Origin of the sequence: Clavibacter capsici, assembly GCF_001280205.1 — a bacterium.
Taxonomy (GTDB): domain Bacteria; phylum Actinomycetota; class Actinomycetes; order Actinomycetales; family Microbacteriaceae; genus Clavibacter; species Clavibacter capsici.
Window position 1 is genome coordinate 1359185 of record NZ_CP012573.1, and the last position, 12547, is coordinate 1371731.

The 12547-nt window shown below is 74.2% G+C and carries 16 protein-coding genes; 13 read left to right on the top strand and 3 right to left on the bottom strand.

Features of this window, described 5'->3' with window-relative positions; translation table 11 throughout:
- Positions 1-9 precede the first annotated feature (9 nt).
- Complete coding sequence (locus tag AES38_RS06430) at positions 10-1143, bottom strand: glutamate--cysteine ligase (protein ID WP_053774277.1); 1134 nt, start codon at positions 1141-1143, stop codon at positions 10-12.
- 272 nt (positions 1144-1415) lie between these two features.
- Between AES38_RS06430 and rpsP the strand changes: the two genes are divergently transcribed.
- From rpsP to trmD, 4 genes are read left to right on the top strand one after another with little or no spacing between them, the layout of a single operon-like run.
- Positions 1416-1829 carry a 30S ribosomal protein S16 gene (gene rpsP / locus AES38_RS06435; RefSeq protein ID WP_043672585.1) on the top strand — a complete coding sequence of 138 codons (414 nt, stop codon included), beginning with the start codon at positions 1416-1418 and terminating at the stop codon, positions 1827-1829.
- A 3-nt stretch (positions 1830-1832) separates the two neighbouring features.
- Complete coding sequence (locus tag AES38_RS06440) at positions 1833-2069, top strand: RNA-binding protein (protein ID WP_012038054.1); 237 nt, start codon at positions 1833-1835, stop codon at positions 2067-2069.
- A complete protein-coding gene (gene rimM, locus AES38_RS06445) occupies positions 2047-2676 on the top strand; it encodes a ribosome maturation factor RimM (protein ID WP_053774278.1) in 630 nt (209 codons plus the stop codon). Before AES38_RS06440 ends, rimM begins: the two co-directional genes overlap by 23 nt.
- A gap of 1 nt (position 2677) precedes the next feature.
- Positions 2678-3364 carry a tRNA (guanosine(37)-N1)-methyltransferase TrmD gene (gene trmD, locus AES38_RS06450; RefSeq protein ID WP_053774279.1) on the top strand — a complete coding sequence of 229 codons (687 nt, stop codon included), beginning with the start codon at positions 2678-2680 and terminating at the stop codon, positions 3362-3364.
- 42 nt (positions 3365-3406) lie between these two features.
- Here trmD and map read toward each other — a convergent pair whose 3' ends face one another.
- A complete protein-coding gene (gene map / locus AES38_RS06455; RefSeq protein WP_053774280.1) occupies positions 3407-4174 on the bottom strand; it encodes a type I methionyl aminopeptidase in 768 nt (255 codons plus the stop codon).
- A gap of 73 nt (positions 4175-4247) precedes the next feature.
- Here map and AES38_RS06460 point away from each other — a divergent pair, with 73 nt between their 5' ends.
- From AES38_RS06460 to AES38_RS06500, 9 genes are all read left to right on the top strand, one after another.
- A complete protein-coding gene (locus AES38_RS06460) occupies positions 4248-4739 on the top strand; it encodes a hypothetical protein (protein WP_053774281.1) in 492 nt (163 codons plus the stop codon).
- 173 nt (positions 4740-4912) lie between these two features.
- Positions 4913-5257 (top strand): 50S ribosomal protein L19, encoded by a 345-nt coding sequence (gene rplS / locus AES38_RS06465; RefSeq protein WP_012298189.1) that lies wholly within the window; start codon positions 4913-4915, stop codon positions 5255-5257.
- 66 nt (positions 5258-5323) lie between these two features.
- A complete protein-coding gene (gene lepB / locus AES38_RS06470) occupies positions 5324-6076 on the top strand; it encodes a signal peptidase I (protein WP_053774282.1) in 753 nt (250 codons plus the stop codon).
- Positions 6076-6735, top strand: coding sequence for a ribonuclease HII (gene rnhB / locus AES38_RS06475; RefSeq protein WP_053774283.1), 660 nt, complete (start codon positions 6076-6078; stop codon positions 6733-6735). Before lepB ends, rnhB begins: the two co-directional genes overlap by 1 nt.
- A 90-nt stretch (positions 6736-6825) precedes the next feature.
- Entirely contained in the window at positions 6826-7149 is a 324-nt protein-coding gene (locus AES38_RS06480; RefSeq protein WP_012298192.1) for a DUF2469 family protein, read from the top strand.
- Positions 7150-7259: 110 nt separating this feature from the next.
- Entirely contained in the window at positions 7260-7616 is a 357-nt protein-coding gene (locus AES38_RS06485; RefSeq protein WP_053774284.1) for a YraN family protein, read from the top strand.
- Positions 7616-9172 (top strand): YifB family Mg chelatase-like AAA ATPase, encoded by a 1557-nt coding sequence (locus AES38_RS06490; protein WP_053774285.1) that lies wholly within the window; start codon positions 7616-7618, stop codon positions 9170-9172. The genes AES38_RS06485 and AES38_RS06490 overlap by 1 nt, the downstream gene beginning before the upstream one ends.
- Before the next feature lie 212 nt (positions 9173-9384).
- The gene (dprA, locus tag AES38_RS06495) at positions 9385-10689 is read left to right on the top strand and encodes a DNA-processing protein DprA (protein ID WP_053775705.1); all 1305 of its coding nucleotides are present in this window, start codon (positions 9385-9387) and stop codon (positions 10687-10689) included.
- Between the two features lie 158 nt (positions 10690-10847).
- A complete protein-coding gene (locus AES38_RS06500) occupies positions 10848-11831 on the top strand; it encodes a tyrosine-type recombinase/integrase (RefSeq protein ID WP_256998880.1) in 984 nt (327 codons plus the stop codon).
- Positions 11832-11923: 92 nt separating this feature from the next.
- Here the strand turns inward: AES38_RS06500 and AES38_RS06505 are convergent, their stop codons facing one another.
- The gene (locus AES38_RS06505) at positions 11924-12454 is read right to left on the bottom strand and encodes a murein hydrolase activator EnvC family protein (protein ID WP_244629249.1); all 531 of its coding nucleotides are present in this window, start codon (positions 12452-12454) and stop codon (positions 11924-11926) included.
- Positions 12455-12547 lie beyond the last annotated feature (93 nt).

Below are 12547 nucleotides of genomic sequence, written 5' to 3' on the forward strand. Positions count from 1 at the left end.
TCTCCCGGGTCACCGACCGAGACCTGAGCGGAGCTCCTCCACGAGGTGGGTGACCACGGGCGCGAGCGCGCCGCCCGCCTCCTCCGCGACCCGGAGCTGCCGCTGGTAGCTCGCACCGCCGTCGACGATGTCGAGGATCCCCCGCAGCTCCGCCTCGCAGCCGAGCGCGTCGGCGACGGGGGAGAGGCGCTCCACGAGCGCCCGGGTGTCGTCGCCCACGAGCGCCTCCTCGCCCGCGGCGTCCTGGATGATGATCGCGTCCATGCCGTACCGGGCCGCGCGCCACTTGTTCTCCCGGACGAACCAGGGCTGCATCCGGGGCAGCTCCTCGCCGCGGTCGAGAGCGGCGGACATGTCGTGCACCAGGCACTGCACGAGCGCGGCGAGCGACGCGATCTCCCGGAGCGTCGAGACCCCGTCGAACACGCGCGTCTCGAGGGTGCCCCACCTGGGCGCGGGCCGGATGTCCCAGCGCAGCTCGCTGTGGTGGTCGATGACGCCGACGTGCGTCATGTCGCCGACGAGCCGCTCGTAGTCGGCCCACGTGGTGAGGTCCGGCGGCAGCCCGGCGGTCGGCAGCTGCTGGAACATGAGCGCGCGGTTGGACGCGTAGCCCGTCTCCTCACCCGACCAGTACGGGCTCGACGCGCTGAGCGCCTGGAACCGGGGGAGGTGCACGAGGAGCGCGTTGAGGATGGGCAGCGCCTTCGAGGCGTCGTCGATGCCGACGTGCACGTGCACGCCCCAGATCATCATCTGCCGGCCCCACCACCTCGTGCGGTCGACGAGGGTGGCGTACCGCTCGTTGTCGGGCGTCACGTCCTGGTCGGGCCAGGAGCTGAACGGGTGCGTGCCCGCGCACATGAGGTCGATGCCGAGCGGATCCGCGACCGTCACCACCCGCTCGATCAGCCGGGCGAGGTCGTCCACGGCGTCGCCCACGCGGCCGTGCGGCGCGCTGACGACCTCCACCGTGTTGGTGAGGAACTCCCCGGTCACGTGCGGGTGCGCGTCGTCGTGCGGGAACGAGCGGAGGATCTCGGGAGCCGCGCCCGCGAGCTCCCCGGAGCCGCGCTCGACGCACGCGAGCTCCCACTCGATCCCCACGCGGGAGGGCGGCTGGCGGGCGAAGTCGATCTGCATGCGGGTCCTGCCGTCCACGGGTCTCGGGGCGCATGCGCCCGGTGTCGTCCGATCATGCCACGCACCCGGCGGGACGGCCGGGCGGTGACGCCGTGCGGCGCGCCGACAGGAGGGGTCCCGTCCCCGCCCGGCGTCTGCCATAATGATCTGTCGAGTCCGCGATCGTCCGACCCTCTAATCAGGCGCCGCGAGACCCCATCGAACCAATGCCGAGTGTGCCCCCACGCTCACGGCCGTCAGTTCACCCCACACAAAAGAAATTCAGGAGAATTGTGGCTGTCAAGATCCGTCTGAAGCGCCTGGGCAAGATCCGCGCGCCGTACTACCGCATCGTCGTCGCCGACTCGCGCACCAAGCGCGACGGCCGCGTCATCGAGGAGATCGGCAAGTACCACCCCACCGAGGAGCCCTCGTTCATCGAGGTCCAGTCGGAGCGGGCGCAGTACTGGCTCTCCGTGGGCGCCCAGCCCACCGAGCAGGTCGAGGCCCTCCTCAAGCTCACGGGCGACTGGGGTCGCTTCAAGGGCGACAAGGACGCCGTGTCCACCGTCCGCACGCGCGAGGCGAAGCCCGCCTACGTCGCGGACGAGAAGAAGAAGCCGGTCCTGAAGCCCAAGACCGAGAAGGCCGCCCCCGCGCCCGAGGCCGCCGAGGCCCCGGCCGAGGCGACCGAGGAGCAGGCCTAGCCCATGCTCGCTCCCGCGCTCGCGCACCTGGTCAAGGGCATCGTCGAGCACCCGGATGATGTCTCCGTGACGAGCAAGGGATCCCCCCGCGGCGAGGTCCTCGAGGTGCGCGTGCACCCCGAGGACCTCGGCCGGGTCATCGGCCGCGCGGGTCGCACCGCGAAGGCCCTCCGGACCCTGGTGTCGGCCCTCGCCGACGGCCAGCGCGTCCGCGTCGATGTGGTGGACACCGATTCCTGAGGACATCGCCCGTGACCCCGCGGCGTTCCGCGTCGGCCGGCTGACCAAGGCGCACGGGCTCAAGGGAGCCGTCAAGCTCGAGCTCTTCACGGACGACCCCGCCAAGCGGTTCGTCCCCGGCGCCGAGTTCTCGTTGCAGGTCCCGGAGTCGTCCCCCTGGCACGGCCGCACCCTCACGCTCGTGGAGCTGCGCTGGTACAACAGCCACCCCGTCGGCTTCTTCGAGGGCGTCGCCGACCGCACGGCCGCCGAGTCGCTCGCCAAGGCCATCCTCTGGATGACGCCGCCGGCCGACGAGCCGACCGAGCCCGACGCCTGGTACGACCACCAGCTCGTGGGCCTGAAGGTCCTCCGCGACGGCGTCGAGGTCGGCACGGTCTCCCTGGTCGACCACTTCCCGGCCCAGGACCTGCTGCACGTCGACACCCCGTCGGGCACCGTGCTGGTCCCGTTCGTGCAGGCCATCGTCCCCTCCGTGGACGTCGAGGCCGGCACGCTCGTCGTGACCCCGCCGCTCGGCCTCTTCGAGGACGTCCCGGAGGCGGAGGCCCCGGCGCCCGCCGCGGAGGCCGCCGATCCCGCCCCCGAGGGCGACGACGCGCGCTGACATGCGGATCGACATCGTCTCGATCTTCCCGGAGTTCTTCGGGGTGCTCGACATCTCCCTGCTCGGTCGCGCGCGCCAGTCCGGCCTCATCGACCTGCGCGTGCACGACCTGCGCTCCTACGCGCACGACCGGCACCGCACCGTCGACGACACGCCCTACGGCGGCGGCGCCGGCATGGTCATGAAGCCCGAGCCGTGGGGCGAGGCGATGGACGAGGTCCTCGCCGACGACACGGACCCCGTCATCGTCTTCCCGTCGCCCGCCGGCGACGTCTTCACGCAGGCCATGGCCCAGGAGCTCTCCCTGGAGCCGCACCTGGCCTTCGGCTGCGGCCGCTACGAGGGCATCGACCAGCGCGTCGTCGACCACACGGCGACGCGCGCGCGCGTGCGCCTCGTCAGCCTCGGCGACTACGTGCTGAACGGGGGCGAGGTCGCCGTGATGGCGATGATCGAGGCCATCGGCCGGCTCGTGCCCGGCGTGGTCGGCAACCCCGCGAGCCTCGTGGAGGAGAGCCACTCCGACGGGCTCCTCGAGCATCCCAGCTACACCAAGCCGCAGGAGTGGCGCGGGCTCGCCGTGCCGGACGTGCTCCGGAGCGGCAACCACGGCGCCATCGCGGCCTGGCGGCGCGAGCAGCAGATCGAGCGCACGCGCCGCGTCCGGCCCGACCTCCTGCCCGACTAGCGCCGTCGGACCAGCCGGCAGCGTCCCTCCGGTGGAGCGCGCCTAGGAGCGCGCGGTGAGGATCAGCGGGCCGTCCTCGGTGATCGCGACCGTGTGCTCCATGTGCGCGCCGCGCGAGCCGTCCGCGCTGCGGAGGGTCCAGCCGTCCTTGTCCGTGTAGATCTCGTCGGTGCTCTGCAGGAACCACGGCTCGATCGCGATGACGAGGCCGGGTCGCAGCGGCACGCCGCGGTTCGGCCGGCCCTGGTTCGCGATGTGCGGGTCGCCGTGCATGGTGCGTCCCACGCCGTGGCCGCCGAAGTCGGTGTTGACCGAGTAGCCGGCCTCGGTCGCGACGGCGCCGATGGCCGCAGAGATGTCGCCCGTGCGCCCGCCGGGCTGCGCCGCGCGGATCCCCGCCTCGAGGGCCGCGGTCGTGACCTCGATGAGGCGCACGTCCTCCGCGCGCGGCGTGCCGACGACGACGCTCAGGGCGGAGTCGCTGACCCAGCCGTCGACGGACGCGGCGAAGTCGAGGCTCAGGAGGTCGCCGTCCTGCAGCCGGTAGTCGTGGGGGAGGCCGTGCAGCACGCCGTCGTTCACCGACGTGCAGAGGACCTTGCCGAACGGCATCGCGCCGAACGAGGGGTGGTAGTCGATGTAGCAGGACTCGGCGCCGCGCTCGCGGATCATGCGGTGCGCCTGGCGGTCGAGGTCGAGGAGGTTGACCCCGACGTCGGCCTGCGCGGCGAGCGCCGTCAGCACGGAGGCCACGAACTCCCCGGCGGGTCGCATCTGGTCCATCTCGGCGGGCGTTCGCAGTTCCATCACGCATCGGATCCTACGGGAGCATCCCGCAGTAGGCCCTCCCGCGCCGTCCAGGATGCGCTCGTACCATGGGCGCATGCAGCAGTCCCCGGCCCTCGGCCTCCGCCGCGCGCTCTACCGCTGGCAGTTCGCCGCGGTCGTCGTGCTCCCCGCCTGGCTCCTCGTCGGATGGGCCGCCTTCGGCTCCGGGGGATGGGAGCTCCTCCTCGTCATGATCTCCGCGGGAGCCCTCGGGATCGCCCTGATCGCGGCCCTCGGCCTGGTGCTCGCGCGCCGCTCGGTGCGGACGCGGCGCGCCGTGTCCCCGACGGACGCGGTCGCCATGGGGGTCCTCGCCCTCGCGGTGATCGGGGCCGGCACCTACTCCGCGATCAGCACGTGGTGCGCGGTCGTCGCCGTGCTGGCCGCCGCCGCGTTGGTCGGTCTGGCGGTCCGCCAGCTGCTCGCCGAGACCCGGCAGCGCATGCAGGAGGTCATCTCCGTCATCGAGCGCGACGCCCAGCCGCGACCGCCCGAGTGGAAGGCCGCCGAGGGGCCGGACGCCGGGCGCACCATCCGCCTGGACTGAACCGTCGCGCGCCCCGGCCCGGCGCTTTGCGCTCGACGCGCCCGAGGTGACAGAATGGGCGATCGTGCCTGCCGCCGACCCTGCCACGGGGGAGTCGGCCATCCATGCGGGCCGTTCCCCATCCAGACATTGATGCGCAGTCGACCCGTGGCGGTTGCAGAGAGCGGTACACCATGCACATCCTCGATTCCGTCGACAAGGCGTCGCTGCGGTCGGACATCCCCGACTTCCGCGCCGGCGACACGGTCAAGGTCCACGTCAACATCGTCGAGGGCAGCCGCTCGCGCATCCAGGTGTTCCAGGGCATCGTCATCGGCCGCCAGGGCGAGGGCGTCCGCGAGACGTTCTGCGTCCGCAAGGTCAGCTTCCAGGTCGGCGTCGAGCGCACCTTCCCGGTGCACTCCCCGGTCATCGACCACATCGAGGTCGTGACGCGCGGCGACGTGCGCCGGGCCAAGCTGTACTTCCTGCGCGACCTGCGCGGCAAGAAGGCGAAGATCAAGGAGAAGCGCTCCTAGCGCATCCCCACCTGTCATCCGACCGAGCTCCCGGCATCTACACTTGCCGGGAGCTCAGGCGGTTAAATGACAGATGGCACGACGCCCGTGGAGACGAGATCCTCGGGCAGGCACAGCGGCAGCACGTCCCGAGGATGGAAGACGTTCCTCCGGGACGTCCTCGTGATATTCGTGGTCGCCCTCCTCGTATCGGTCCTGATCAAGGCGTTCCTGATCCGGTCGTTCTACATCCCCTCCGCGTCGATGGAGGACACGCTGCAGATCGACGACCGCATCGTGGTCAACCAGCTCACGCCCCGCTTCGTGCCCCTGCAGCACGGGGACGTCGTGGTGTTCCGCGATCCGGGCGGTTGGCTCCTCCCGTCGCCCGAGGTCGACAAGCCGCCGCTGGCCGCCGCGGTCGACTGGGCGCTCACCACCGTCGGGCTGTCCGCGTCGGACAGCAACGACCACCTCATCAAGCGCCTCATCGGGCTGCCGGGCGACCACGTCGTCTGCTGCAACTCGCTGGGCCAGATGAGCGTGAACGACGTGCCGCTCGACGAGCCGTACATCAAGCTGCAGCCGGGCGAGAGCCGTGCCTCGCAGATCGACTTCGACGTCACCGTCCCCGCGGACTCGCTCTGGGTCATGGGCGACAACCGCGACAACTCCCAGGACTCCCGCTACAACGTCGACGGCCCCACCAAGGGCTTCGTGCCGATCGACAACGTCGTCGGCCGGGCGTTCGTGATCACGTGGCCGGTCGACCGCTGGACGCTCCTCGACGACTACCCGCAGACCTTCGGCGACGTGCCGGATCCCGCTCCCGCCGGCTGATGCCCGTCGCCGACCCGACCCTCGAGGTCGAGCGCGAGCTGCTGGGTGCCGGCGCCGCGCTCGTCATCGGCTGCGACGAGGTGGGCCGCGGCGCCCTGGCCGGGCCCGTCGCGGTCGGCATGGCGGCGATCGGACCCGACACCGGGGCCTTCCCGGAGGGTCTGCGCGACTCCAAGATGCTGAGCGAGAAGCGTCGCGAGGCGCTGCACCCCGTCGTCGCGGGCTGGGTGCGCCACTCGGCCGTCGGCATGGCCTCCGCGGCGGAGGTCGACGCGCTCGGGATCACCGCCTGCCTCGGCCTCGCCGGGCGCCGCGCGCTCGTCGAGCTGCATCACGCGGGCGTGCCGCTGCTCGCGAGCGTCGTCCTGCTCGACGGGGCGCACGACTGGCTCACGCCGCACCTCGCCCATCCGGTGCCGGTGCGCCTGCGCATCAAGGCCGACCGCGACTGCGCCTCCGTCGCCGCCGCGTCCGTGCTCGCCAAGGTCGACCGCGACCGGATGATGGCGGCCTGGCACGAGGACCACCCGGAGTACGGCTGGGCCGGCAACAAGGGCTACGGCAGCGCGGCCCACCTCGACGCCATCCGCGAGCGCGGCGCGTCCGACCTGCACAGGCGCAGCTGGCTGGGCGGCGTCCTCGCGGGCTCGTCCGCCTGATCCCGGGCCGCGCCGACCCGAGCCCGGGCGACCTCGCCTGCCGCCGGTGCGGAGGGGGACCTCCCCACGGGCGGATAGGATCGACGGACCATGGATGACGACGAGTTCGAGGACTACGACCGCGAGGTGGAGCTCGCGCTCTACCGCGAGTACCGGGACATCGTGTCCCAGTTCAAGTACGTGGTCGAGACCGAGCGGCGCTTCTACCTCGCCAACGAGGTCGAGCTGGTGCGCCGCGACACGGAGCACGACTTCTACTTCGAGCTGAGCATGACCGACGTGTGGGTGTGGGACGTGTACCGCTCCGACCGGTTCGTGAAGTCCGTGCGGGTCCTCACCTTCAAGGACGTGAACGTCGAGGAGCTGTCGGCCAAGGAGTTCGAGCTCCCCAAGGAGCTCGCCATCGACGAGTAGGGCGCCTCCGGGCTCCCTCCCCAGCCGCCCCGGCGTCGCGCAGCGCACGGTCTCCATGCGCTCCGTGGTCCGCGGGTCCGCTCCGTCGCATCCTCCTCGTGGAGGTGCGCATGACACGCGAGCAGGACCTGGGACGACGCGGCGAGGATCTCGCCGCACGGCATCTGGCCGAGCGGGGCTACGCGCTCGTGGAGCGCAACTGGCGGTGCCGCGAGGGCGAGATCGACCTCGTGATGACGCACGCGGGCACGACCGTGCTCGTGGAGGTGAAGACGCGGGCGGGCCTCGCCTACGGGCATCCGCTGGAGGCGGTCACGCGCGCGAAGGCGGCGCGACTGCGGGTGCTCGCGGGGCTGTGGTGCGAGGCCCATCCCGAACGCCGCGGCCCCGTGCGGATCGACGTGGTCGGCGTGGTGTGGCCGCGCGGCGGCGTGCCCACGGTCGACGTCGTCCGGAGCGCCTGCTGATGGCCGTGGGACGCACCCTCGCCGTCGCGCTCTCCGGCCTCGACGGCGCCCTCGTCGACGTCGAGGCCGACATCACGAGCCAGCTCCCCGGCTTCGTGCTCATCGGCCTGCCGGACGCCGCGCTCAGCCAGGCCCGCGAGCGGGTCCGCGCCGCCACGGGCAATGCCGGATGCGACTTCCCCGTGCGACGGGTCACCGTCAACCTCTCGCCGGCCGTGCTGCCCAAGCACGGCTCCGGCTTCGACCTCGCGATCGCCCTCGCGGTGCTCGCCGCGGGCGGCTCCGTCTCGGCCGAGTCGGTCGCCGGCACGGTGCACCTCGGTGAGCTCGGCCTCGACGGGCGGCTTCGGCCGACGCACGGCATCCTGCCCGCGGTGCTCGCGGCGCGGCGGGCGGGCGTCCGCCGCGTCATGGTGCCGAGATGCCACGAGGACGAGGCGTCCCTGGTGCCGGACATGACCGTGATCGCGGTCGCCGGCCTCTGCGACGCGGCGATCCACCACGGCGCCGAGCTCGATCCGGAGCCCGAGGAGGAGCTCGCCGCGATCCCCGCGGTCGCGAGAGGCGATGCCGGTCGGGTGCTCCGGGGGGAGCGGACGGCGGATCCCTGCCTCGGGGACGTCGTCGGCAACGAGGAGGCCGTGGAGGCGCTGATCGTCGCGGCGGCGGGCGGGCACCACATGTTCCTGCTCGGCCCTCCGGGCGCGGGCAAGACCATGCTCGCCCAGCGACTCCCGGGGCTCCTGCCCGACCTCGACGAGGAGGCAGCGCTGGAGGTCGGGTGCATCCGATCGCTCTGCGGGGAGCGACTGGGACCCGAGCTCCCCGTTCGGCCGCCCCTGGAGGCCCCGCACCACACGGCGAGCGCCGCGGGGATCGTCGGGGGCGGCAGCGGGCGGATCCGTCCCGGCGCCGCGGTGCGTGCCAGCGGGGGAGTGCTCTTCCTCGACGAGGCACCCGAGTTCGCGGGGGCGGTGCTCGACTGCCTGCGGCAGCCGCTCGAGTCGGGCGTCGTCAGCATCCACCGGGCGAACGGCGTCGCGCACTTCCCGGGGCGGTTCCAGCTGGTCATGGCCGCCAACCCCTGCCCGTGCGGAGCGTACGGCGTGGTCGGTGCCGACTGCTCCTGCCCGCCCCAGGCCCGCCGGCGCTACCTCGCTCGTCTCTCCGGCCCGCTCATGGACCGGATGGACATCCGGCTGGGCGTCCGCCGCGTGACCAGTGCGGTGCACCGCGCCGCCGGGGATGCTCCGCGGGTCACGACCGCATCAGCCCGAGCCCGCGTCGCCGCCGCTCGTGCGGCCGCCGCCGAGCGGTGGGCGCCGACGCCCTGGCGCACCAACGCCCAGGCTGCGGGCACATGGCTCCGTCGCGAGGCGCGCGTCGCCCGCGGCGCGACGGCCGCCCTCGACCGGGCCCTCGACCGCGGCCTCCTCACCATGCGGGGCTACGACCGCGTCCTGCGGATCGGGTGGACGCTCGCGGACCTCGACGGGGCGGCGTGCCCCGATCAGGACCACCTGGGGCGTGCGCTGCTGCTGCGGGGTGCCGCGTGACCGGCAAGGACGCCGGGTCGCCGGGAGGGGGACCGGCCTTCCGACCGTCGGATGCCGTCCTCGATGGCCTGGGGGATCGAGCGGCTCATTCGGCGCCGCGCTCGCCAGGGCGGCATGCCCGGACGGCGTCCGGCGCGGTGCAGGCGGCGGATTCGGCGCGGGCGCGTCGGATCGCGCGGCTCGGACTGCCCGCCGACGAGTTCCGCGAGCTCGTGGAGTGCCTCCGACCGGAGCCCGCGGACCGCGGAGCCGACGCTGCGGACGCGGATCCCGAGGACGCCGCGGCGCGCTGCACGTGGTCGGGCATCGCCGAGCCCGGGGACCGTGTGGCGGGGGCGGTCGTCGGCGTCCTCGGTGCCACTGCGGCGCTCGCGGCCGTGGTCGAGGACGCGCCCGCCGACGCCGTCGTGGGCGCGATGACGGCGGCAGGGCTCGACCTCGAGGAGGACGGACGGGCCGCCCTCGTCGCCGAGATCCAGGGCGCCCTGGAGCGCTGGCGGCCGAGGCTCGTCCGCGCCGAGGCGCTGGCGCGGCTCCGTGCCGCTCGCTCGGTGGGCGCTCGCATCCTCGTGCCCGGGGATCCGCTCTGGCCGGCGGGTGCCGACGACCTGGGTCCGCATGCGCCGCTCGTGCTCTGGTGCACGGGATCCTCGGAGGCTCTGGCGGCGCTGCCCCGCTCCGTGGCCGTCGTCGGCGCGCGGGCCGCGACCGGGTACGGCGAGCACGTCACGGCGGAGCTGTCCGCGGGCCTGGTGGACCGCGGGGTGGCGATCGTGTCGGGCGGCGCGTACGGGGTCGACGGCGTGGCGCACCGGGCGGCCATGGGGTCGGGCGGCCGGACGGTGGCGTTCCTGGCCGGCGGGGTCGACCGCCTCTACCCCTCCGGCCACGCGGACCTCTTCGCGCGGATGCGTCGCGATGGGGCGGTGGTCTCGGAGTTGCCGTGCGGTGCGTCGCCGACCCGTTGGCGCTTCCTCCTGCGCAACCGGCTCATCGCGGCGGTGAGCGCGGCGACCGTGGTGGTCGAGGCGGGAGCGCGCAGCGGATCGCTCAACACGGCCAACCACGCGCTCGCGCTCGAACGGCCGCTCGGCGCTGTGCCCGGACCCGTGACGAGCGTCTCGTCGTCCGGCTGCCACCGCCTCCTGCGGGAATCGGGGGCGGTCTGCGTCACGTCGGCGGACGACGTCATGGAGCTGCTGCCGGGATGGGATGCCGTCGCCCGTCGGCCCCGCGTCGAGGGCACCGACGGAGGCGCGCGCCCGCGCTCCCGCGTCGGGGCCGACGCCGACGAGCCCGCGGCGACCTCGCCTTCCCGCGCAGATGCCCGCGCCGATCCCCGCGCCATGCGCGTGCTGGACGCGCTGGCCGTCCGGCGACCGCGGGACACCGCCGACGTCGCGGCACGTGCCGGGCTGGGCGTCGCGGAGACGTCGTCGGTGCTCGGCCTGCTCGAGCTCGAGGGGGCGGTGACCCGACCGGACGGGGGGTGGGTCCGCCGAGCGGGATCCGGTTGACGCGGATCCGCCCGAGGGATGCTCGTCGGCGAGCGGGCCGCCCGGCGGCGGTGACCGGCGCCGCGCCGCGCCGCCTCCTGGCGGACCGCGGTCGATCGTGCCGAGCCACGCCGCCGAGGTGGAGGCCCCGCCCGTCACGGTCGCCGTAGCCTTCCGGGATGGAGACGGAGCGGACGGACGGCGCGCGGTCGGCGAGCCGCCCCGGCCTCGTCCGCGGTACCCCGGCATCCGCCGCGACCCCCCTCGAGGCCGACATCGGGGAATTCGCGACGGCGATGCACCGGGAGCGCGGGAGCGCGGCTCACACGGTGCGCGCCTACTCCTCGGATCTGCGCGACCTCGCGGCCCATGCGTCCCGCCTGGGCGTCCTGGCGTCCACCGACCTCGACCTCGAGGTGCTGCGCGACTGGCTGTGGCGCGGATCCCAGGCCCGGCTCGCGCCCGCGACGCTGGCGCGACGGTCGGCCGCGGTGCGGGGCTTCGGAGCCTGGCTCCTCCGATCGGGCCGGGTGGAGGCGGATCCGGCCATGCGGCTGAAGGCCCCGCGCGCCGGCGCCCACCTCCCGCGGGTCCTCGCGCGCGAGCAGATGTCGACGCTGCTGGCCGGCCTCGCGGCGCGGGCTGCGGAGGACGACGCGGCCGCTCTCCGGGATCTCGCCGTGATCGAGCTCCTGTACGCGTCGGCGCTCCGCGTGTCCGAGCTCACGGGGCTCGACCTCGGCGACGTCGACGCGTCCCGCCTCACCGTCCGCGTGATCGGGAAGGGCGACCGCGAGCGCGTCGTCCCGTTCGGGGTGCCCGCCTCGGAGGCGCTGGACGCGTACGCCACGCGCGGCCGTCCTGCGCTCGTGTCCGCGCGGACCGGGACCGCGCTGTTCCTGGGCGCACGCGGCGGCCGGCTGGGCGCGCGCGCGGTCTACGGGCTCGTCGCGTCCCTCCTCGCGGACATCCCCGGATCCGGACCGCAGGGTCCCCACGCGCTCCGGCACACCGCGGCCACCCACCTCCTCGACGGGGGAGCGGACCTCCGCACGGTGCAGGAGATGCTCGGCCACGCGAGCCTCGGGACCACGCAGATCTACACCCACGTCTCCATCGACCGGCTGCGCCGCAGCTACGAGGGCGCGCACCCGCGCGCGTGAGCGCTCTCCGCCCACCGGGGCCGCCGCCGGGCGACCCGCCACAGCCGGGCGACCCGCCGCAGCCGGGCGGGCCGGCGCGGGGCGCGGCGGGGTCACGGGTCCAGCGGCAGCAGCACCGCATGCCGCAGCGCGGCGAGCAGGAGGGCCGGATCCACGTACTCCCCGTGCAGACGCGCTCCGAGGTGCAGGCCGCCGTCGGGCTCGTGGCGCGGCTCGCCGGCGAGGGCGCCGACGACCTGCCCGGCCACCACGGCGTCGCCCGCGGACACGCACGGCACCACCGGCTCGACCGACGAGACCAGGCCGTCCGCGTGCCGGATGCTCACGACCGGCCGGTCGACGACGACGCCGGCGAACGAGACCGTCCCGTCCGCGGGAGCCCGCACCGCGGCACCGGGCTCCGCGGCGATGTCGATCCCGCGGTGCCCGGGCCCGTACGCGGTGGTCGGCGCCTCGAAGGGGCGGGTGACGACGTGCGGGGGATCGACCGGCCAGGCCCATCGTGCCGCGACCGGAGAGGACGCGGCGGCAACCCGACCGCCCGCCGCCCACGCGTCCGCGGCCGGTCCGGCGCCTCCGGCCAGCAGCCCCGCCGTCAGCACGACCGCGCAGGTCCTCCGCATCGCCGCACCACCGCGCATCCGCTTCTCCAGCTCCCGGCGCGCACGTCCGTCGCGCCGTCGGCGGCATCATGCGCACCGGCGCGGCTCCGTCCG

What these genes read in the sequence shown, in the direction of transcription:
- rimM (WP_053774278.1), top strand. Translation starts at nt 2,047, where the DNA reads ATGTGGTGGACACCGATTCCTGAGGACATCGCCCGTGACCCCGCGGCG.
- AES38_RS06485 (WP_053774284.1), top strand. Translation starts at nt 7,260, where the DNA reads ATGACACGCGAGCAGGACCTGGGACGACGCGGCGAGGATCTCGCCGCA.
- rnhB (WP_053774283.1), top strand. Translation starts at nt 6,076, where the DNA reads ATGCCCGTCGCCGACCCGACCCTCGAGGTCGAGCGCGAGCTGCTGGGT.
- AES38_RS06440 (WP_012038054.1), top strand. Translation starts at nt 1,833, where the DNA reads ATGCTCGCTCCCGCGCTCGCGCACCTGGTCAAGGGCATCGTCGAGCAC.
- lepB (WP_053774282.1), top strand. Translation starts at nt 5,324, where the DNA reads ATGACAGATGGCACGACGCCCGTGGAGACGAGATCCTCGGGCAGGCAC.
- rplS (WP_012298189.1), top strand. Translation starts at nt 4,913, where the DNA reads ATGCACATCCTCGATTCCGTCGACAAGGCGTCGCTGCGGTCGGACATC.
- AES38_RS06460 (WP_053774281.1), top strand. Translation starts at nt 4,248, where the DNA reads ATGCAGCAGTCCCCGGCCCTCGGCCTCCGCCGCGCGCTCTACCGCTGG.
- AES38_RS06480 (WP_012298192.1), top strand. Translation starts at nt 6,826, where the DNA reads ATGGATGACGACGAGTTCGAGGACTACGACCGCGAGGTGGAGCTCGCG.
- AES38_RS06430 (WP_053774277.1), bottom strand. Translation starts at nt 1,143, where the DNA reads ATGCAGATCGACTTCGCCCGCCAGCCGCCCTCCCGCGTGGGGATCGAG.
- AES38_RS06500 (WP_256998880.1), top strand. Translation starts at nt 10,848, where the DNA reads ATGGAGACGGAGCGGACGGACGGCGCGCGGTCGGCGAGCCGCCCCGGC.
- AES38_RS06505 (WP_244629249.1), bottom strand. Translation starts at nt 12,454, where the DNA reads ATGCGGAGGACCTGCGCGGTCGTGCTGACGGCGGGGCTGCTGGCCGGA.
- AES38_RS06490 (WP_053774285.1), top strand. Translation starts at nt 7,616, where the DNA reads ATGGCCGTGGGACGCACCCTCGCCGTCGCGCTCTCCGGCCTCGACGGC.
- trmD (WP_053774279.1), top strand. Translation starts at nt 2,678, where the DNA reads ATGCGGATCGACATCGTCTCGATCTTCCCGGAGTTCTTCGGGGTGCTC.